Source organism: Mesorhizobium sp. WSM4810 (assembly GCF_055811235.1).
This window is the reverse complement of the sequence record NZ_JBVVQV010000009.1, coordinates 125,502-145,877: the sequence shown is the minus strand read 5'-3', so window position 1 is coordinate 145,877 and position 20,376 is coordinate 125,502. Positions and strand designations below refer to the sequence as shown.

Genomic DNA, 20,376 nt, shown 5'->3' with positions numbered 1-20,376 from the left:
TCATCACGTCTCCTTGCTACGCTCCTTCTTGGCAATGGTATGAGCGATGAACCAGGCAAAGACGGCCACGCCCAACCCAATCGCCAGGGCGATCAGCAATCGCTCGTGACGGACCAGCGCCTGGCCGACGATGCGCTCCGCGCCCAGCCCGAACACATAGCCGACGGTGGTGAACAATCCGGCCCAGACCATCGACGAAATGGCGTTGAGAATGACAAAGCGCGTCACGGCCATGCCGGACAGTCCGGCCGCGATGCCGCCGACCAGGCGCAGGCCATAGATAAAGCGGTTCGTCAGCACGAAAATGTCGGGATGGGTGGAGACAAGACGGTAGGCGTGGCTGAAACCCGGCCGGCCCTTCAGTTTGACCACGAACGGATGGTCGGCGAAGCTTCGTCCGAGGATAAAGAAAAAGCTGTCGCCGGCAAAGGCGCCGATGGCGGCCGCCAGAAACGCCTGCCACAGGACGAAGACATGCTGATGCGCGAAAAAACCGCCGAGGAGGGCGGCACTTTCGCCCTCGGCGACACAGCCCAGAAAGACGGCAATCAGCCCATATTGCTCGATTAGATTATGGATGGCATCCGTCATGAAGGCGTCCGCTGCTTCGACAGGATATAGTCGATCCGCTTCACCTGTTCGGCCAGCTGCGCGATCTCGTCGCGCATGCCAACGATCTGGCTGTGGCGCAGTTCGTCCAGCTTCTCATGCAGCGCCATGATCTCGATCTCGGCCTTGAGATTGACCTCGTAGTCGTGGGCGGCGTCGATGCGGTCGCGCTCGGCCTGGCGGTTCTGCGCCATCATGATCACCGGCGCCTGCAGCGCAGCGACCATCGACAGGATAAGGTTGAGGAAGATGAAGGGATAGGGATCGAAGGCGTCGCGCGACAAAAGCCAAGCATTGCCTGACGTCCACAGGATCAGGAAGGCGATGAAGACCAGGATGAAGGACCACGAACCGCCGATCCGGGCGATGGTATCGGCGAGGCGGTCGCCAAACGTCTGGTGAAAAGCGACGGCCTTGTTGGTGTCCTTCGCGATCGTGGTGCGTTCGAGCGTGCTTTGCAGCACCTGGCTCTCGACCTGGCTTAGGCCATCCGGCCTTCGCCGCAGCCAGCGGTTTGCCAGATCTTCGATCGACTTGTTCATTGTCGCCTCCGTCGTCAGCGTCCGCATAGACCTAGAGGCTGCCGGTTCGCGCGGGAAGTGGTAGATTGACGCGACAGGGTGAGGAAACAATGATGGATTTTCAGAAAATCCGCGCCCGCGCGGCCAAACGCAAGGGCGGGGAAGCGGTGCTGGCATCGCTGCTGGGGCCGATGCCCGACAATGCCGCGGTGGCTGACATTAGCGATGACCGCATCCTGTCGACGATGGCCGAGCGTGTTTTTGCCGCCGGTTTCGTCTGGCGCGACCAAGCGGCCAATGGCGAAAGCCTCGAAACCCAGAGACGTGCACTTGAAGGCTATGCCATGATGAATGGCTGGACCATCACAGAGACGTTCACAGAAGCCGGTGTGAGTGGTTCCGTCCCATTGGCTGACAGGCCGGAAGGGCAGAAGCTCCTAGCCGCTGTAGGGGCTGGCGATATCATCATTACACCCAAGCTAGACCGCATGTTTCGTTCCGCTGTTGACGCACTGGTGACGCTTGAAGAATTGAAGGCACAGAAGGTTGGCCTTCACATGATCGATTTGGGTGGTGACGTTGTGAACAATGGCGTTTCCAAGCTGGTGTTCACGATCCTGTCAGCCGTGGCAGAGCAAGAGCGGGACCGTATCAGGGAACGCATTAGAGACGTGAAGAAGGACATGGCATCACGTGGCCTCTACAATGGCGGCAAGCGGCCATTCGGCTACGATGTGGGAAGTGATGGTAAGCTGGTGGCCAACGATGCTGAACAGGCTGTAATCGCCCGTATCATGGCACTCCACAGTGAGGGGCTATCGCCTCGCAAGATCGGTGCACAACTCGACATGCCACACATGACGGTTCGTCGTCTCATTGGTAGGCAATAGGGGCAGGGCACTATGCTCCGGGTTCGGTGAACCCACGCCAAATCCAGTCAATTATTACCCAAACGACTCCCGCAGCAAACAGAAGCATCAGAGACTCCATGATCGCAATTTTCATGGCACTTGCCGGAATTTCCCTCGTTGGTGCTGTCATGCCAATGGTCAGCAGTGGCCGTATGACCAGCACCAATTCGGCTGCTACCACGCCGATAATGTAAATCCGCTTGAAACCCTGCCTGATGTTCATGAAACTGCCCCTCATTGGTCAGACAGCCTTACACCAGCGGTCATATCAGCGGATAGGTGCAGCAGCACTGTTTGCTATGGGATTCAACGAAATCGGAAACCCGGGTTGACGGTTTTGCGTGTCAGTCTAACGCTCATGCCATCGGTGTTCTGGACGGTGACGTAAGCCGGGAAGTTCTCATCAGCGAATGCGCCGGTCATGGGGATCATCGCCAAGGCAAGAACTGTGATTTTGCACATGATCGTTTCCCCTCCCGAAAACCGTTTCGTCACTACGGACATTCGGTAACAAGTGCACTTTTGTCGAGGAAGGCGTCTGCAGTCCTGTACTGGTATTCGATCTCTCCACCTTGCTGAATAAATTCGAGCATGCCCTTTGGGTCGCACACCATTCTCTTCGTTACCTGCAGCAACCCTTGATCATATTGAGATTGCGAGACGCCAAGAGATTTAACATATGCATCCATCTGGGCTTTTGTCTGCGGCCACACGGCATAGGTGATCAACCTCTTGCCTATTGCCGCAACGGCGTTGATCGTGAGCTTTGAGCTGAGAGCTCTTGGCAGGTTGGGTGCCAACGTCTCCTGAATACCTTTGGCGAATTGACAAAGATCCTGCTTTTTGTCTTTCGAGAGACAGTCATCGCTTATGAGGTTGGTGTTTTGAACATAGATCGTGGTCGGGATATCCGAAGCGAATGCAGTTGCTGGCATCACAGCCATTGCGAGCAATATGAGTTTACGCATTCAATCGTCCCCCGAAAAGCCGATTGATACCATTGGAAAGAACCCGGTGAAAGTTCTGAAAAGTTCTATGTCTAATTGACTGTTGTAGCGTCATCGAGCAGAAATGGCCGGGTTTCGAACAAGCGTTTCTCGGCTTCGAGCCGAAGCGGCTGTTGTTCCAGCCTGACGATTTCTGGCACGAGCTGACGGCCGACGAGCGCATCGTGCGCAATCCGCAGAAGATCAAGGCGGTTCGCGACAACGCGGCTTTCGTCGAGCTTGTGTCGAAGGAGCACGGTGGCTTTGGCAGGTTCCTCGCCGACTGGCCAGAAGACGACCAGGTTGGACTGATGGCCTATCTCGGCAAGCATGGCAGCCGGCTCGGCGGCAATACCGGCCAGTATTTTTTGAGGTGGCTGGAGTGGGACGCCTTCATCATCTCAGGCGACATGGCCGCCGCACTGCGCGACGCCGGCCTGGACATCGCCCAAATCCCGACCTCCAAAAGGGATCTCGACAAGATCCAGAACCAGATCAATGCCTGGGCGGCACAAACCGGCCTGCCGCGCCGGCATATTTCGCGCATCCTGGCGATGTCGATCGGCGAAAACCACTCGCCGCAGGCACTGCGCGAATATATGGGCGAATAGGACGCGATCGGTATCCGGCGGTCCGATCGGTCTTACGAATGACATGTGTCATACGGTCTGACACGAATGACCTAGGTCATTCGGTCTGGGGTGGTCCAAGCAAACGCCATTGCCCGGCCAATTCTGTCGCGCTAAGTCAGCAGGCATGACCGACAAGACCGCTTCCGACATATTGCGCATCGCCGTCGCCCAGCTCAATCCAACGGTTGGCGATGTCGCCGGCAATCTCGCCAAGGCGCGCGAGGCGAGGGCGGATGCCGCTCGCCAGGGCGCCGACATCGTGCTGTTCACCGAGCTTTTCCTTGCTGGGTATCCGCCCGAAGACCTGGTGCTGAAACCGGCGTTCCTGAAGGCCTGCGAGCGGGCGGCGCAGGATTTCGCTGGCGACACTGCCGATGGCGGGCCGGGCGTCATCATCGGCACGCCGCTGAAGCGCAAGAGCGGCACGCACAATTCGATCATCTTTGCCGATGGCGGCAAGATCCTTGCCGAGCGCTACAAGCTCGATCTGCCGAACTACGGCGAATTCGACGAGAAGCGCGTCTTCCAGGCCGGCCCTGAAATCCAGGGGCCGGTCAATTTCCGCGGCGTGCGCCTGGGGATTCCGATCTGCGAAGATATTTGGGGCGATGTCGGCGTCTGCGAGACGCTGGCCGAAAGCGGTGCTGAAATCCTGCTGGTGCCGAACGGCTCGCCCTATTATCGCGGCAAGGTCGATGTTCGCCACCAGATTGTCATCCGCCAGGTCATCGAATGCGGGTTGCCGATCATCTACGCCAATCAGCTTGGCGGCCAGGACGAACTGATCTTCGACGGCGCGTCGTTTGCCATCGGCGCCGACAAGACGCTGGCCTTCCAGATGAGCCAGTTCGAGGAAACGGTCAACGTCACCACCTGGAAGCGCAACCGCGCCGCCGCAGGCGCGCAAAATAGAAATAACGCCGCCGCAGGCGCGCAACTTGGAAATGGTCCTGATGGCTGGGTCTGCTCCGAAGGACCGATGTCGAAAATCCCGGAAAAGGAGGAGGCCGATTACCGCGCCTGCATGCTGGGCCTGCGCGACTACGTCAACAAGAACGGTTTCAGGAATGTCGTGCTCGGTCATTCCGGCGGCATCGATTCGGCGATCTGCGCCGCACTTGCCGTCGATGCGCTCGGCGAGGAGCGGCTGCGCGCCGTGATGATGCCTTACCGCTACACCTCGAAGGACTCGCTCAAAGACGCCGAGGATTGCGCCCGCGCGCTCGGCTGCCGTTACGACATCGTGCCGATCTTCGAGCCGGTCGAGGGATTCCTGCATACGCTGACGCAGCTTTTCGAGGGAACCAAGGAAGGCATCACCGAAGAAAACCTGCAGAGCCGCGCGCGCGGCACCATTTTGATGGCGATCTCCAACAAGTTCGGCTCGATGGTGGTGACCACCGGCAACAAGAGCGAGATGTCGGTCGGCTACGCCACGCTCTACGGCGACATGAATGGCGGCTTCAACCCGATAAAAGACCTCTACAAGATGCAGGTCTATGCGCTGGCGCGCTGGCGCAATACGCATGTGCCGCCGGGTGCGCTGGGCCCATCCGGCGAGGTGATCCCGAACAACATCATCGACAAGGCGCCGTCGGCGGAACTGCGCGAGAACCAGACGGATCAGGATTCGCTGCCGCCCTATCCGGTGCTGGACGACATATTGGAGTGTCTGGTCGAGAACGAGATGGGTGTCGACGAGATCGTGGCCCGCGGCCACGACCGGGCAACGGTGACGCGCATCGAGCACCTGCTCTACATTGCCGAATACAAGCGCCGGCAGGCGGCGCCGGGTGTCAAGATCACAAAAAAGAATTTCGGCCGCGACCGCCGTTATCCCATCACCAACCGGTTCAGGGACGGCGGATAGATCGCCGATTTTTGCTCCTGTGAAAATTGCTGCCGCGAGGAAGTGCACAACCCGCGATTGTTGCAAAATCGCCTCACCAGTTGGACCAGATGCGCCTTCCGCAACCTGCTGGCTTGGCGCGGCGTAGACGCGTCTCTATAAAGGCGTCTCCGCGATCCCTACGCATCGGCCTGAAAATCGGAATCGATTTTCAGAAAGCACGATGCGCAGATTCAAGAAGTTAGAGCGTACTTTGTGCGTCCGAATGGACGCACGTCGCTCTAATGGGAGGACCGAATGCCAGGATTTGACATCGTTATGCGAGGCCGCGAAGCCTAGCTCTCAGAGGGCGCGCCGGAAGGTTTTTCAGCTTCACGGCCAAGCAATCTGACAGCAGGCATTCGTCGATGCCGGTCGCCGCCCGTATTCGGGCGAGCCGCCAATATGCCGAACCTTCCGCATTCCCGGGCACTCACGCGCCCAACGCGGTTTTCTCAATTTCGACCTTACCGGGACCGGGCTCGTTTGCGCCCGAATGACATCATGGCTCGTTTTCAGATCGATTTGCGCGCCGGCGCCTTTCGCAGCGTCCTTGGCTTCATGCTCAGTCATTGGCGGCGCCAGCCGTGGCGGCTTTCGCTCATCATGGGCACATTCCTGCTGTCGACCTTGGCCGACGTGCTGACGCCGCTCTATTCCGGCCGGCTGGTCGACGCCGTCGCCAGCAGTGCTGCGGCCGACGATGTCGCCTGGGACGCGGCGATGGCGGCCTTTTCGATGCTGGTGGCACTGGCGCTCACCGGTGTCGTGCTGCGCAACCTCGCCTTCATGGCCATCGTCGAATTGACCCTGAAGATGATGGCGGATATCGCCGCCGACGCCTTCCACCGGGTCCAGCGTTTCTCCACCGACTGGCACGCCAACAGCTTCGCCGGATCGACCGTGCGCAAGATAACCCGTGGCATGTGGGCGCTCGACCTGCTCAACGACACGATCCTGATCGCGCTGCTGCCGTCCGTCGTCATGCTCGTCGGCTCGACGCTGCTGCTCGGCTGGTTCTGGCCGCTGATGGGTGCTGTCGTCGCCGCAGGCTCGGTGCTGTTCATCGCGGTGACGGCGCTGCTGTCGCTTGGCTATGTCGCGCCCGCGGCAAGGCTTGCCAATGCATGGGACACGCGCCTTGGCGGCTCTCTGGCCGATGCGGTGAGCTGCAACGCCGTGGTCAAGGGCTTTGGCGCCGAGGAACGCGAGGAAACACGCCTCGCCAAGGTCGTCGCCAGATGGCGCGCCCGCACGCGCCGCACCTGGGTGCGCGGCACCATCAACGGCACCACGCAAGGATCGATGCTGCTGCTTCTGCGAACAGCGGTGATCGGATTTTCGCTGCTTTTGTGGTCGTGGGGGCAGGCGAGCGCCGGCGATGTCACCTTCGTGCTGACCTCGTTCTTCGTGCTGCAAGGCTATCTGCGCGATATCGGCACGCACATCCGCAATTTGCAGCGCTCGATCAACGACATGGAGGAACTGGTCGACTTCCAGTTCGAGCCGCTCGGCATTGAGGATGTGCCCGGCGCCAGGCCGATCCGCGTCACCGACGGCCGCATCAGCTTCGACAACGTCACCTTCCATTATGGCAGCCACCGACTGCCGCTGTATCGCGAATTTTCGGTGGACATCGCGCCGGGCGAGCGCGTCGGGCTGGTCGGCCATTCGGGTTCGGGCAAGACGACGTTCGTCAAGCTGATCCAGCGGCTTTACGACGTGAACGCGGGAACGATCCTGATCGACGGCCAGGATATTTCCGGGGTGGCGCAGGCGTCGCTGCGCGGGCAGATCGCTATCGTCCAGCAGGAGCCGATCCTGTTCCACCGGTCGCTGGCCGAAAACATCGCTTATGCCCGGCCGAGCGCGACGCAGGCCGAGATCGAGCATGCCGCACGGCTTGCAAGCGCGCACGACTTCATCGTCGATCTGCCGAAAGGCTATGGCACGCTGGTCGGCGAGCGCGGCGTGAAATTGTCGGGCGGCGAGCGCCAGCGGGTGGCGATCGCGCGGGCTTTCCTTGCCGACGCGCGGATCCTCATTCTGGATGAGGCGACGTCGAGCCTCGATTCGGAATCGGAGGTGCTGATCCAGCAGGCGATGGAGCGGTTGATGGTCGGCCGCACGACGCTGGTCATCGCGCACCGGCTTTCGACGGTGCGAGCGCTGGACAGGCTTCTGGTGTTCGATCGCGGCCGCATCGTCGAGGAGGGCTCGCATGATCAGCTGATCCGGCTGCAAGGCGGCATCTACCGCCGGCTGTTCGAGCGCCAGGCGCTCGAATTGACCAAGGGGCTGGCGATCTGACGACTTGCAGCGCCGCGCGCGTCCAACAACTTTGAATCTGCGCATCGTGCTTTCCGAAAATCGGTTCCGATTTTCGGGCCGATGCGCTAAACGCGCGGCGCTGCCGCCTTTTCATCGCCTTCGTCATGTCTTATGTCTGCGGCCAAGCGCGGGGGCGTGTCTTGTCAACAGCAAAACCATCCGGTACGCCCCATTCATGACAGTTACCGTCCGCTTCGCCCCATCACCCACCGGCCGCATTCATATCGGCAATGCGCGCACTGCGCTGTTCAACTGGCTGTTCGCCATGAACAACAAGGGCCGCTTCATCCAGCGCTTCGACGACACCGACGTCGCGCGCTCGACGCAGGAATTCTCCGACGCCATCCTCTACGACCTGCATTGGCTGGGCATCTTTCCCGACGCTACGGAATACCAGTCACGGCGCTTCGAGATCTACGATGCGGCGGTGGAGAAATTGAAGGCGGCGCGCCTTCTCTATGCTTGCTACGAAACACCGGAAGAGCTCGATCTCAGGCGCAAGGTGCGCCGCACGCGCGGCCTGCCGCCGGTCTACGGCCGCGAGGCACTGACGCTGACGGCTGAGCAGGTCGCCGAATACCAGGCCGATGGCCGCCGGCCGCATTGGCGCTTTCTGCTGCCCAATTTCACCAGCGATCCGCTGCAGCCGGAGCGCACCGAAATCCACTGGAACGATCTGGTACGGGGCGAGGAAACCGTCGACCTCGCCTCGCTTTCCGACCCGGTTCTGATGCGCGAGGACGGCACCTATCTCTATACTCTGCCTTCGGTGGTCGACGACATCGAGATGGGGATCAGCCATGTCATCCGCGGCGACGACCATGTCACCAATACCGGCGTGCAGTTGGCCTTGTTCCAGGCGCTGGGTGCCGAGCCGCCGGTGTTCGGCCACCACAATCTGTTGACCACCGCATCGGGCGAGGGCCTGTCGAAGCGGAGCGGCGGGCTGTCCATCGAAAGCCTGCGCGAGACCGGCATCGAGCCGATGGCGGTCGCCTCGCTGGCGGTGCTCGTCGGCACCTCGGAAAACGTCGTCGCGGTGCAGACGATGGCTGAGCTTGCCGAGCGCTTCGATCCGGCGGCGACATCGAAATCCCCGGCCAAATTCGATCCGGACGAGCTTTTCGTGCTCAATCGCACGCTGCTGCACCATATGCCGTTTTCCGAGGCGCGCGACCGGCTGATCGTGCTCGGCATTTCCGGCGAACAGGCGGAGTCCTTCTGGCTGGCGGTGCGCGGCAATCTCGACAGGCTGGCCGATGCAGCAATCTGGTGGCGCACACTTCGCGACGGCCCGCAGGAGCAGCCGGACTTTTCCGACCCCGACCGCGAGTTCCTTCGCCAGGCGTTCGACCTTTTGCCGGAAGACCCCTGGAACGGGTCGGTCTGGATGGAGTGGACCGGCAGGATCAGGGAAGCAACCGGCCGCAAGGGCAAAGCGCTGTTCACGCCGCTCAGGCTGGCGCTTACGGGCCAGCCCTCGGGGCCGGAGCTTGCAGATCTGTTGCCGCTGCTGGGTCGGGAAGGAACGTTGGCCCGACGACCCTGACCTTGCGCTGCTCCGGCGGCGGCAAGGTCGTCGGCGAGGGTTTTGCGGCACGGGGCTCGATGGCTTCGCGATCGAGCCGGCCTTCGCCATTGGCCAAACTCGCGGGGTCGGCGGGGTCAGGCTGTTCCGGGCCTGGCGGGTTGCCGGCAATGATCTCGAAATTTCGCGCGGCGTTGCAGCCGCAGGCCGGCGGACGCGCGGGCTGCTTGTAGAGATAGGCGGTCGGCAGCTCGCTGTAGGGCCTGCCGGTTACCGAAGACGTCATGCCGCCCGAGTCGTCGCCAAAGCCGCGCGCATAAAACACCTGCATCTCGGTGCCGGGGCAACTCGAATCGCAGTTCTTCTGGTCGCGCTCGAAATCGCCCAGCGAGGCGGCGTTCGACATCGGGAAGAAATAGCCGTCGCAGGTGCGCACGCACATGGTGCGGAATTCGCCGTGCGGCTGGCCTATGTCGTCGGCATTATCGAGCATGGTGCGGATGTCGCGCGGACCCATGGCTTGATCGGGCTCTTCAGGCCGGTCGGACGCGCCGGGTCCAATTGCGTCGCTGCCCAAAAGCTGGTCGAGCAAGTTTTTCTCCCCGGTTCCACGGCTGGCGTCGCGGCCCGGTGCCGGCTTTGGCGGCGCCGCATCATCGCGGCAGCCATTGGCGTCGAGCGAAGCCAATATGCGTGCGCGATTGCGGTGCGAGCCGTCGCCGGCGAGTTCAGCGCGCGTGGCTTGCAAGCCGTCGAGATTGGCTGCCATGCGATCGATGGTGGCGTCGAGTGTGGCGCATGCGTTGGCGTTGCGGCGCGACAGCGAAAAGCCGCAGCCGGCGCGGCTGGATTGGCTGACGGCCTTTGAAATCTGCTGGCGCTGCCGCACGATTGCATCGTCATATTTCCTGAGCAGGGCTGGCTTGGTGCCGCCACCGCGCGAAGCGGCCGCGAGATCGGCTTCCAGCTGCCGGCAAACACCGGAGGCGGCCTGCAGTTCGGTGGCGGCAAAGGCTGATAGCGCCAGGGCACCGAGCAGCGCTGCGGCACGCGTCAGTTTTAGCGGTTTCTCGCCCCGGGCGTTGGTGCTGCCCCTCACCTGCCTGCCGGCATCCTCTCCCCGTATAGGGACGGGGAGAGGGGCGCTTTTGTCACCGGTTTCGCCAATCACCAGCGTCGCAGTAAGGGAGCCGAGACTGCGGCCAGCCCCCTTCTCCCCGTTACCATACGGGGAGAAGTACCCGGTCCACCCTCCGCAGCTGCAGCGCAGCTGCTGCGGAGGACGGGCAGGGCGATGAGGGGCGGCGCCGCCTTTGACAGTTGATGCGGCGGCATGCGTCAGCTTCCACCTCGCGCCCATCCGGAACTCCGCTTGCCTCGTCGGTTGCGAAGGTTACCGCGTCTGCGGTTAACTGTTCATTTAGCTTACCGCGAAAGGCCGGTTTCGCCCAGAGTTACGACCGCCTGCGCCTTGTGGGCCGCTTCGACCACCGCGAGCGCCGTCATGTTGACGACGCCGCGCGATGTCACCGACGGCGTCAATATATGCGCCGGCCTGTCTGTGCCGAGCAGGATCGGGCCGACATGCAGCGCGTCCATCATCGCGCGCAGCGCAGTGAGCGTGATGTTGGCCGAATCGAGATTGGGGAAGACCAGCAAATTGGCTTCGCCCTTCAGCCGCGAATGCGGATAGACCCGCTGGCGCAGCGGCTCCGACAGAGCCGAGTCGGCATGCATCTCGCCGTCGCATTGCAGGTCCGGCGCGATGCGCGCCAGGATCGCCGCTGCCTGCCGCATCTTGAGCGCGCTTGGCGAGTCGCGCGAGCCGAAATCCGAATGCGACAGCAGGGCGGCCTTGGGCTCGATGCCGAAGCGCTGGATTTCCTCGGCCGCCAGCACCGTCATCTCGGCGATCTCCTCGGCGGTCGGATCGACGGTGACATGGGTGTCGGTGAGGAAAATGATGCCGCGCTGCGAGATCAGCATCGAAAGCGTCGACAGGTCGTGATCCTTGATGCCGGCGCGCGGGCCGATGATCAGGGTGACATTGCGCAAATGCCGCTCGAACCGTCCTTCCAGGCCGCAGACCATGGCGTCGGCGTCGCCACGCTTGAGGGCAAGTGCGGCGATCACCGTGTTGTCGGTGCGCACCATGGTGCGCGCGGCCTCCGTCGTGACGCCACGCCGGCCGGCGAGCTCGATCAAAAGGTCGACATAGTGACGGTATCGCGGATCGTCCTCGGGATTGATCAGGCCGAAATCGACGCCCGGCTTGATGCGCAGCCCATAGCGTTTCAGCCTGACTTCGATGACATGCGGGCGGCCGATCAGGATCGGCTCGGCGATGCCTTCCTCCAGCACCACCTGGGCGGCGCGCAGCACGCGCTCGTCCTCGCCGTCGGCATAGATGACGCGCTTGGCGCTCGACGTCTTGGCCATCGTGAACACCGGCTTCATGACCAGGCCGGAGCGGAAGACGAAGCGGTTGAGCGTGTCGATATAGGCGGCAAAATCGGTGATCGGCCGTGTCGCGACGCCGGTGTCGCAGGCGGCCCTGGCCACCGCCGGCGCGATGCGCAGGATCAGCCTGGGATCGAACGGCGAGGGGATCAGGAAATCGGGCCCGAAGATCGGCGTTTCGCCGGAATAGGCGCGGGCGGCGACGTCAGACGGTTCCTCGCGGGCCAGGGCTGCGATCGCCCGCACCGCAGCCATCTTCATCTCTTCGTTGATGGCGCTGGCGCCGCAGTCCAGGGCGCCGCGGAAAATGTAAGGAAAGCAGAGTACGTTGTTGACCTGGTTGGGAAAATCAGAACGGCCGGTGCAGATCATCGCGTCGGGTCGCGCCGCCCGCGCCTCTTCCGGCATGATCTCGGGGTTGGGGTTGGCCAAGGCCAGGATCAGTGGTTTTGGCGCCATGTGCTGGAGCAATTCCGGTTTCAGCACGCCGGCGGCCGAAAGGCCCAGGAACACGTCGGCGCCCGGCAGCACATCGGCCAGCGTGCGCGCCTCGGTGTCCTTCACATAGGGGTCCTTCCAGCGGTCCATTTCGTCGACGCGGCCCTTGTAGGCGACGCCGAAACGGTCGGTGACCCAGGTGTTTTCGATGCGCGCGCCGAGCAAAACCAGCAAGTTGAGGCAGGCGAGGGCCGCTGCCCCGGCGCCGGAGGTGACGATCTTGATGTCGGAGATTGTCTTGCCGGCAAATTCCAGCCCGTTGAGCACGGCGGCGGCGACGATGATCGCGGTGCCGTGCTGGTCGTCGTGGAAGACCGGTATGGCCATGCGCGCCTTCAGCCGTTCCTCGACCTCAAAGCATTCGGGCGCCTTGATGTCCTCGAGGTTGATGCCGCCGAAGGTCGGCTCCAGCGCCGAGATCGTCTCGACCATCCGCTCGATGTCAGGCGCGTCGATCTCGATGTCGAAGACGTCGATGCCGGCGAATTTCTTGAACAGCACCGCCTTGCCTTCCATCACCGGCTTGGAGGCCAGCGGGCCGATATTGCCAAGGCCGAGCACCGCCGTACCATTGGAGACGACGCCAACCAGATTGGCCCGCGCCGTGTAGTCGGCGGCGGCTGCCGGATTGTCGCGGATTTCCAGACAGGGCGCCGCGACGCCCGGCGAATAGGCAAGCGCCAGATCGCGCTGGTTGCCGAGCGGCTTTGTCGCCTGGATTTCCAGCTTTCCAGGGCGTGGATGCTTGTGGAAATAGAGTGCGGCTTCGTCGAGGTCCGACCGGGCTGCTTTTTTGTTTTCGCCTTGCATGCCGGCCGCTCCTCAGTCCAGTCCGTTTGCTGTTTTGAGTCTCTTAGCATGCAGCCGAGGCTTTTCGAGAGGTGATATGTCGCAAAGTGCGGCCTTTGGCTTCGCATAGCGTCCCGCTGCGTGGTCCCATCGAAATGCTGGACGCGGGGCGGCGCGCTGCGGCGAGCTACGCCGACATCCCAGTTTGAATGTCTGCAACGGGTGGAAAACGACCTTCACGCGCGAGCCGCATCGAATACGAGCGCGCTCTGTTCGCTTGGGCGGAGGAGAAAATTCTACGTCTTGACCGACGTGCCGAGTTTTCACACGCCCTCGGTCGTGAACTGCCGGAGCCGACATCACCCCGCGGCCCAACAATGTCAGCGCTAAATCTTTTCGATGAGGGTGACGACTGGCAGGCTCTCGAAATGCTTGTCGCAAGTCAGGAGCGTCGCGTCATGCGCCCGAGCGGTCGCGAAAATGATCGCATCTGCGGTCGCCAATTTGTGCTTCCGGCAGGCTTCGGCGGCCGCTAGGGCGATTTCCGTGTCAAGCGGGACCACCGTACAGACCTGCGTAAAGGCGATGGTCTGATCGGCCTTGTCTTCGCCTACTTCGCGAGTGAGCCATTTTGCGAGTTCCAACTGCACAATGGTCGGAACGAGCCAGTCGGCTCGCTCGGGCAGATGCTCTGCCACCTGCTCTCCAGTCGGAGAGCCTATCAGCCATTCGATCCAAGCCGAGGTATCGACGAGCACCATCAGAAACGGTCCGACCGGTCGCGATATTCCGTCGCCGAAGCGCCCTTCGCCAGCCCCTTCAGCGCTTCCCGCTTCGGCACAGGGACGAGTAGCACGCCCGTTCCCTTCGGGATGAAGGCCAAGGTCAAACCCGCTTCCCAATGCTGGGCGGTCCGGATCGCCTTGGGGATCGATATCTGGAACTTCGAGGACAGGGTTGCAGTCTCGGGCATTATCATACCCTCACTTGATCGATGCGCCAAACGTAAGACGCAATGAGGGCCAATGCAAGGAGCTTACGGCAGCCGTCTAGTCTCGGATTTCGAGACAGGGCACCGCCACGCCGGGCGAATAGGCGAGCGCCAGGTCGCGCTGGTTGCCGAGCGGCTTTGTCGCCTGGATTTCAAGCTTTCCAGGGCGTGGATGCTTGTGGAAATAAAGGGCGGCTGCGTCGAGGTTTAGCATGCAGCGCTGGTTTTTCACGATGCCAAATGACGCAACCGCCAGTTTGGGGGGATGGATCGTGGAAAACCATACCATGTCAGATTGTTGCGCTGAAATCCTCACCTGCCTCGTCCCGGCCGGCGCGGATGTCATCGAGCGCGTCGCGCGGCCGGGCGTGTCCAGTCGCGGGCGGTCAACTCACGTCTGAACGAGCCTCAAGCAGTTTCCAGACGCTATCGACAATCGCCGGCCGTGGCCGCCGTTTCGCGATCACGGCAAGTGGCCAGGCGGGCAGCGATACGTCTGCGATCGCTGCATAGCGGACGCCCTGAAACACAAGGCGCTGGGTCGATCGTGGCAGCAGCGCCGCTCCAAAGCCGGCGGCTACGAGCGAGAGCATGGTCAGTGCCCGCGTTGCCTCCTGGACGATCCGCACCTCGAGACCAGCCTTGGTGAACGTGTCCATGATGCGGGCGTGGAGTGCCGGGCCTTGTGCAGCCGGAAACATGATGAGGCCGTGGCGGGCGATGTCCGTCAGCGTCACCCCATGCGTGTGCCGGTCATCAGGCAGAACCGCGATAAGATCCTCAGCCGGATAGCCATGGACGTCGAGACGTTCGTCAGTACCGAGCGGTGGATGCACGAAACCGATGTCGATCTCATTCCGCGACAGCGCCGCAATCTGCTCATTGGTGGACACCTCGATGAGCTTTGGATGGATGTCCGGATATGTCTCGCGAAGCCGGGATAGGAGATGCGGCAGATGTCGTACAGAGCCGCCGACACGAAGCCGATCCTGATCTCGCCAGCTTCGCCGTCATGCGCTACGCGGGCGACGTGAAGCGCCGCATCGGCGTGCAGTACCGATGCCCGCGCCTCCTCCACGAAGGCCGCGCCGGCGCGCGTCAAGGTCAGGCGGCGGTTGGCCCGCTCGAACAGTTTGACGCCGAGTTCTTTCTCCAGGCGACCGATCGATTGACTAAGCGGAGGCTGCGCCATGGCCAGCCGCAGTGCGGCACGCCCCATATGCAATTCCTCCGCAACGGCGAGGAAATGTTCGCAAGTGCCGAAGTTCCATATCTTGACGATATCAAACGCGCTCAAATACGTCATCGATAAGATATCGAATAGCTGGCAATCTTTGCGAAACGCGATTGCGATCGGAGATATCATCATGTCCCATTTCACCGCCTTTCCCCTTGTGCTCGCCGCAGCCATCATGGCTGCGGCTCCAGTCCCGGCAGGCGAGCCGGATCTCGTCAGGGCCGACAGGTTCGTCGAACTACCGACGGGCGAGCGCCTCTTCGTCCGGGAGGTGCGCCGTCCTGGCGCAGCGTCCGAACCCAAGTCCGCCGTCCTCCTCATCCATGGCGCACGCGTGCCCGGCGTCGCGTCCTTCGATCTGCCTGTTGCGGGCGGATCGCTTGCCGCCGACCTCGCGGCGGGCGGGCACCTTGTCTATGTCCTGGATCTTCGCGGCTACGGCGCATCGAGCCGTCCTGTGGCCATGGACAGGCCGCCGGACAAGTCCGCTCCCCTGATGCGCACCGAAGACGTCGTGGCGGATATTTCCGCAGCGGTCGACGGCATCGCGAAATGGAGCGACGTTTCGAGGATCAGCCTCGTCGGCTGGGCCACCGGCGGGCATTGGGCCGGCGCCTATGCCAGCCGGTTTCCGCAGACGGTCGATCGGCTCATCCTCTACAACACCCTGTATGGAGGCTCAGACCAGCATCCCACTCTTGGCACCGGCTCGCTGCTCGAAAATCCGGATCGGCCCGGGACGTTCAATGTCCATGCGTTCGGCGGTTATCGGCTGAATACACGTCCGAGCCTGTTCACCGCCTGGGACGACAGCATCCCGGTCGCGGACAAGGCTCAGTGGCGCGATCCCGCGGTGGCCGCGGCCTATGGTGATGCGGCACTCGCCTCCGACGAGACGGCGTCGACGCGCCAGCCGCCGAGTTTCCGGTCACCGAGCGGCGCCATGGCCGACAGCTTCGAACTCGCGTTCGATCGCCGGCAATGGTCGGCGGCGGCGCTCACCATGCCGGTGCTCGTCATCCGTTCCGGACGGGATTTCTGGAGCCGACCGGAGGATGCGAAGGCAATTGTGGACGAAGCACCAAAAGCGGAACGCCTGAACATCCCGGACGCTACCCACTTCGTGCATCTCGACCGCGAGGCAGCAGGGCGCGGTGTGTTCCTCGGCGCCGTGAAGCGGTTTCTCGATCGGCAGGAGGAATGACCATGAAGGGCAGTTCATGTGTCCTGCGGGAGCAGTAGCCGCAACGGTGTCAGGTCGACCGCCTCCAAGCTTTGCGGCTGCCGTCCACCCGACAGCTACTCACTGCGCGGTTGCGGGGCTACGCCTATCTCCGCCGCGCCACATCTCGACTCCCCCGTCTCCGCCATTTCCCTGCGCGTACAAACGTCAGACTTCACTGGGCCGGCGCCGTTTCCTTGGATGTACATGCTTTTTTGTCATCGATGAACGCACCCATCGCGGCGAGGTGATCGGCGAAGCCGGCAACGAACCGCCTGACCTTCAACGGAATGAAGCGGTTCGATGGATAGACCGCATGCACATGGTGCGGCGCATAGTGCCAGTCCGGCAGCACATGTTCGAGCAAGCCTTCGGCGATGAGCGGATCGAGTATCACCCTGTGCCCGAGGCCGATGCCGACGCCGGACAGCAACGCCTGATGATTGAGCAGCGAATTGTCGGAGCGCATGGCCGGCCGGATTCGCACCTCGGCCTTTTCGCCGCCCGGGCCGGTGAGCGGCACGACATCGCGCTTCCTGATGTGGGCGTAAAGCAGATAATCATGGTCGGCGAGATCTTCCGGGCGTCGCGGCCGGCCCCTGCGGTCGAGATACTCTGGCGTCGCCGCAAGGCAGCGCCCGATCACGCCGAGCTTGCGCACGATCAGCCGGTCGTCATCGATGGTCCCCATACGGATCGCCACGTCGAGCCCCTCTGCGATCACATCGACGAAACTGTCGGTCAGCGCCACGTCGAGCAACAGTTCCGGATAGGCGCGCTTGAACTCGATCAGGTAGCTGCCAAGCACACCTGCGCCGAAGCTGGCCGGCGCGCCGACGGCAAGACGTCCGCACATCTTCGATTCGAGGCAGCCGACGCTGCGGTCCGCCTCCTCGAGGCGCTCGATGATGTCGCGGGCGCGCTCCAGATAACGCCGGCCGGCTTCCGTCGGCGAAACATGGCGAGTCGTACGGTCAAAGAGCCGGACCCCTAGACGCTTTTCCAGTGCGCGGATCTGCTGGCTGACGGCCGGCTGGCTCAAGCCCAACTCGCGCGCTGCCGCCGAGAAGCTGGCGGTATCGCAGGCGCGTACGAAGCTGGTCAGCTCGGTCAAGCGGTCCATGATGGCAACTCTCCGTCGTGATTAATAAACAAGAGTAATAAGACATATAAGGAATCGGCAAGTTCAAAAAGCTGAGCCTATGACATAGACCCGCCTTGCTCCGCCTGGAGCTCTTGATCCCCAAACTGGAGACGATGCAATGCCGCTTTCCCGCCGTCATTTTCTCGCCGGTGCCGGCCTAACCGGCGGCACTCTCCTAGCCAATGTATCCGTTCCGGCGGTGGCCCGAGCGCCGCTGGTCGACGCCGCAACGCTTGGCGCGCTGCGCCGCAACGTGGGATCGGTCCAGGTTACGGCGCTACTAGATGGCTATATCGACATTGGTTCCGAGCTGGTCATCGGGCTCGCTGAGGCCGATGCGGAGCGGCTGGCTGAGGCCAGCTTCCAGAAGCCCGGACCGCGCCGCGCACCGGTCAATGCCTATCTCATCAATCTGGGCGACCGTCTGGTGCTCGTCGACGCCGGTACGTCGGACAGCATGGGCCCGTCACTCGGCCGACTTCCGGCCGCTATCGAGGCGGCCGGCGTCTCTCCGGACCAGATCGACACATTGCTGATTACCCACATGCATCCCGACCATATCAACGGCGTGCTGACTCCCGCCGGCCAGGCGCTGTTTCCCAATGCCGAACTCGTCGTCACCGCCACCGACTACGCCTTCTGGCACGACGATGCGAACATGAACCAGGCGCCGGACGAAGCGAAGCCGTTCTTCATCGGGGCACGCAAGGCTGCCGCCGCTTATACGGATCGCCTGCGGCAAGTGGACGGCGAGCGCGAGGCGCTCGGCTCGATCCGCACCGTGCCGCTGCCCGGCCACACTCCGGGCCATGCCGGCTTCATCGTGGAATCGGACGGCGAGGCGCTGTTCATCTGGGGCGATGTCGTGCACATGGCGACCTACCAGTTCGCGCGCCCGGATTGGAGCATCGCCTTCGATGTCGATTCCAAGCTGGCTGCCGAAACGCGCAAGCGGACCCTCGACCGGGTCGCTGCCGACCGGATGCTGATCGCAGGCATGCATTTGCCGTTCCCCGGCATCGGCCATGTGGCGCGCGATGGCGACGCCTATCGCTTCGTGCCGGACGAATGGCCCTATGCACTGTAGCGGCGGCCGGCGCGGGAAGGGGCCATCATAGCCCCGCTGCTCAACACCACACCCGCCCCCTCGCCAGCGCAGCCGATGTCTTTGAGACTTCGCACGATAAATCGGCTCCTTATGGTCTGGCACGGCACCTGCAACGCCTGCGTTCAGAGCCGTCACTTCCTGACAAGAACGGCCGAGATGGATTGCCTCCCGGCGTTCCCAGCGGGTACCAAGCGTTAGGTACCAAAACGCGCTGACGTAGAGGCCGCCACCGCCCAGTGTGATGTCTACAACGGTGCAGCCTGCGGAATGCTGTCATTCGTCTCGTCGATTGGGAACGAGAAAGTGGCGCCAGCAAATGCCTCACCCAGGGTTATAAATATTCGCGGACAAACACACCCGCGCTGTGAAGAGTGCGGCGACCGGCACTCAATCCTGCATTCCAAACCGGCCAAGCGTGAATCATATACGGCCAAATTTCGAGACGTACTTTGACGTCAGCCGCGCCAGCGGTTTCCGCGAGCCGAGTTGCGTCCGACAACAGCGCCTCGGCCGAACCGACTTGTATCAGCATTGGGGGAAATCCGCCCAGATCGGCGAACAACGGCGAGATCAGGGGATCGCGCCGACCAACGCCATGGGGAACATAGGCGGTGGCCAGGTCCTCCAAATACGCCCGGTGGATGATAGGGTCGATCGCGTCCTTAGTTGATAGTGTCGCGCCGGACATCGAAAGGTCCGTCCAGGGCGAGACCAGCCAAAGACATCGCGGCAACCGCTCCCCTGCCGCGCGCAATATATTGACCAAGCACAGGGTGAGGTTGCCGCCCGCACTGTCTCCGCCAACCACGATGCGGTCCGGCGCGATCCCTTGCCGGCTCAGAAAGCGCCATGCGGTAAGTGCGTCTTCATGTTGCGCAGGGAAAGGATGTTCCGGTGCGCGTCGATAGTCGATCGCGAGGGTGCGCATTCCCATTGCTCGACCTGCCTCGGTCACCATTCGACGATGACTTTGGAGAGAGCCGGAGCAGTAGCCACCACCGTGGAAGAAGAGCAGAACCTTATCCCTGTCACTCTCAGGCGCTAGCGACCACTCTCCCCCAAGGCCGTCGAGAACCGCATCCTCGCATCGGATGTCGTCCGCAATCGGCCACACCGAACCAACCTCGTCGAGCCGCGCCCGGCGTTCGCCCCAGTCCACCGGTCGTGGCTTTGACGTCAACAACCTGCGGACGGCGTTGATCTCCGTCAGATCGAGGTGTTCGTCCACATCGCTCATTTTGCTTACCTAGCCTCTCATCAAGCCTAGAAAACCGGCGGACAGCAACAGCCACACGTCATCCATAAAGTGCCAATGCCAGCGCTTGGAATTTTTCGTTAGAATCGCGACACGGCCGTAAACCCGCTCGTCACCTTTTAGCACTGCCCCGCACATGGTCGAATGTTCCATCTGATATTTGGCCGCTTCGGGTCATGAGCGCTGGTTGCGTTCAAAGTCCGGTTTGGGGAAGGAAAATCGGTTCCGGAAGGTCGCCTTTGGGTCAACTTGCGCCGCAGTGCGAG

The 20,376-nt window shown here is 62.3% G+C and carries 19 protein-coding genes and 2 pseudogenes; 7 read left to right on the top strand and 14 right to left on the bottom strand.

Features of this window, described 5'->3' with window-relative positions; translation table 11 throughout:
- Positions 1-3: 3 nt before the first annotated feature.
- Both AC0L3O_RS15830 and AC0L3O_RS15825 read right to left on the bottom strand, forming a co-directional pair.
- Entirely contained in the window at positions 4-591 is a 588-nt protein-coding gene (locus AC0L3O_RS15830) for a DedA family protein (protein ID WP_473616013.1), read from the bottom strand.
- Positions 588-1,151: a DUF1003 domain-containing protein gene (locus AC0L3O_RS15825; RefSeq protein WP_473616012.1), complete on the bottom strand. Its 564-nt coding sequence runs from the start codon at positions 1,149-1,151 to the stop codon at positions 588-590. Before AC0L3O_RS15825 ends, AC0L3O_RS15830 begins: the two co-directional genes overlap by 4 nt.
- Before the next feature lie 89 nt (positions 1,152-1,240).
- On the opposite strand from AC0L3O_RS15825, the gene AC0L3O_RS15820 reads away from it, so the two are divergent.
- Positions 1,241-2,020, top strand: coding sequence for a recombinase family protein (locus tag AC0L3O_RS15820; protein WP_473616011.1), 780 nt, complete (start codon positions 1,241-1,243; stop codon positions 2,018-2,020).
- 10 nt (positions 2,021-2,030) lie between these two features.
- Here the strand turns inward: AC0L3O_RS15820 and AC0L3O_RS15815 are convergent, their stop codons facing one another.
- The 3 genes from AC0L3O_RS15815 to AC0L3O_RS15805 all read right to left on the bottom strand — a co-directional run bounded on the left by AC0L3O_RS15815 (position 2,031) and on the right by AC0L3O_RS15805 (position 3,009).
- A complete protein-coding gene (locus AC0L3O_RS15815) occupies positions 2,031-2,264 on the bottom strand; it encodes a hypothetical protein (protein ID WP_473616009.1) in 234 nt (77 codons plus the stop codon).
- A gap of 83 nt (positions 2,265-2,347) precedes the next feature.
- Positions 2,348-2,503: a hypothetical protein gene (locus tag AC0L3O_RS15810; protein ID WP_473616008.1), complete on the bottom strand. Its 156-nt coding sequence runs from the start codon at positions 2,501-2,503 to the stop codon at positions 2,348-2,350.
- A 32-nt stretch (positions 2,504-2,535) separates the two neighbouring features.
- On the bottom strand, positions 2,536-3,009 hold the full coding sequence (locus AC0L3O_RS15805; RefSeq protein WP_473616007.1) for a hypothetical protein: 474 nt from the start codon (positions 3,007-3,009) through the stop codon (positions 2,536-2,538).
- An 89-nt stretch (positions 3,010-3,098) separates the two neighbouring features.
- Here AC0L3O_RS15805 and AC0L3O_RS15800 point away from each other — a divergent pair.
- The 4 genes and pseudogenes from AC0L3O_RS15800 to gltX all read left to right on the top strand — a co-directional run.
- Positions 3,099-3,638 (top strand): annotated as a pseudogene (locus AC0L3O_RS15800) (DNA-3-methyladenine glycosylase I); the annotation flags it as partial.
- Between the two features lie 145 nt (positions 3,639-3,783).
- Positions 3,784-5,529: an NAD+ synthase gene (locus AC0L3O_RS15795; RefSeq protein ID WP_473616006.1), complete on the top strand. Its 1,746-nt coding sequence runs from the start codon at positions 3,784-3,786 to the stop codon at positions 5,527-5,529.
- A gap of 522 nt (positions 5,530-6,051) precedes the next feature.
- The gene (locus AC0L3O_RS15790; RefSeq protein WP_473616005.1) at positions 6,052-7,857 is read left to right on the top strand and encodes an ABC transporter ATP-binding protein; all 1,806 of its coding nucleotides are present in this window, start codon (positions 6,052-6,054) and stop codon (positions 7,855-7,857) included.
- 196 nt (positions 7,858-8,053) lie between these two features.
- Positions 8,054-9,427: a glutamate--tRNA ligase gene (gltX, locus tag AC0L3O_RS15785; RefSeq protein ID WP_287238083.1), complete on the top strand. Its 1,374-nt coding sequence runs from the start codon at positions 8,054-8,056 to the stop codon at positions 9,425-9,427.
- On the opposite strand, the gene AC0L3O_RS15780 is transcribed toward gltX, so the two are convergent.
- The 7 genes and pseudogenes from AC0L3O_RS15780 to AC0L3O_RS15750 all read right to left on the bottom strand — a co-directional run.
- The gene (locus AC0L3O_RS15780; RefSeq protein WP_287238084.1) at positions 9,345-10,505 is read right to left on the bottom strand and encodes a DUF2865 domain-containing protein; all 1,161 of its coding nucleotides are present in this window, start codon (positions 10,503-10,505) and stop codon (positions 9,345-9,347) included. The two genes, gltX and AC0L3O_RS15780, sit on opposite strands and share 83 nt — an antisense overlap.
- Before the next feature lie 326 nt (positions 10,506-10,831).
- Positions 10,832-13,174 carry an NADP-dependent malic enzyme gene (locus AC0L3O_RS15775; protein WP_473616004.1) on the bottom strand — a complete coding sequence of 781 codons (2,343 nt, stop codon included), beginning with the start codon at positions 13,172-13,174 and terminating at the stop codon, positions 10,832-10,834.
- A 365-nt stretch (positions 13,175-13,539) separates the two neighbouring features.
- A complete protein-coding gene (locus tag AC0L3O_RS15770) occupies positions 13,540-13,914 on the bottom strand; it encodes a type II toxin-antitoxin system VapC family toxin (RefSeq protein WP_023801114.1) in 375 nt (124 codons plus the stop codon).
- Positions 13,914-14,132, bottom strand: a complete 219-nt coding sequence (locus AC0L3O_RS15765) for an AbrB/MazE/SpoVT family DNA-binding domain-containing protein (protein WP_268929459.1) — start codon at positions 14,130-14,132, stop codon at positions 13,914-13,916. Before AC0L3O_RS15765 ends, AC0L3O_RS15770 begins: the two co-directional genes overlap by 1 nt.
- A gap of 70 nt (positions 14,133-14,202) precedes the next feature.
- Positions 14,203-14,358, bottom strand: coding sequence for a hypothetical protein (locus tag AC0L3O_RS15760; protein ID WP_287238086.1), 156 nt, complete (start codon positions 14,356-14,358; stop codon positions 14,203-14,205).
- Between the two features lie 172 nt (positions 14,359-14,530).
- The gene (locus AC0L3O_RS15755; protein WP_473616037.1) at positions 14,531-15,100 is read right to left on the bottom strand and encodes a LysR family substrate-binding domain-containing protein; all 570 of its coding nucleotides are present in this window, start codon (positions 15,098-15,100) and stop codon (positions 14,531-14,533) included.
- Between the two features lie 191 nt (positions 15,101-15,291).
- A pseudogene (locus AC0L3O_RS15750) lies at positions 15,292-15,336 on the bottom strand (hypothetical protein); the annotation flags it as partial.
- A 175-nt stretch (positions 15,337-15,511) separates the two neighbouring features.
- On the opposite strand from AC0L3O_RS15750, the gene AC0L3O_RS15745 reads away from it, so the two are divergent.
- Positions 15,512-16,585, top strand: a complete 1,074-nt coding sequence (locus AC0L3O_RS15745) for an alpha/beta fold hydrolase (RefSeq protein ID WP_473616002.1) — start codon at positions 15,512-15,514, stop codon at positions 16,583-16,585.
- 193 nt (positions 16,586-16,778) lie between these two features.
- Here the strand turns inward: AC0L3O_RS15745 and AC0L3O_RS15740 are convergent, their stop codons facing one another.
- On the bottom strand, positions 16,779-17,726 hold the full coding sequence (locus tag AC0L3O_RS15740) for a LysR family transcriptional regulator (protein WP_287238088.1): 948 nt from the start codon (positions 17,724-17,726) through the stop codon (positions 16,779-16,781).
- A gap of 139 nt (positions 17,727-17,865) precedes the next feature.
- Between AC0L3O_RS15740 and AC0L3O_RS15735 the strand changes: the two genes are divergently transcribed.
- Positions 17,866-18,834, top strand: a complete 969-nt coding sequence (locus tag AC0L3O_RS15735) for an MBL fold metallo-hydrolase (RefSeq protein ID WP_473616000.1) — start codon at positions 17,866-17,868, stop codon at positions 18,832-18,834.
- Between the two features lie 352 nt (positions 18,835-19,186).
- Here AC0L3O_RS15735 and AC0L3O_RS15730 read toward each other — a convergent pair whose 3' ends face one another.
- On the bottom strand, positions 19,187-20,092 hold the full coding sequence (locus tag AC0L3O_RS15730; RefSeq protein WP_473615999.1) for an alpha/beta hydrolase: 906 nt from the start codon (positions 20,090-20,092) through the stop codon (positions 19,187-19,189).
- Positions 20,093-20,376 lie beyond the last annotated feature (284 nt).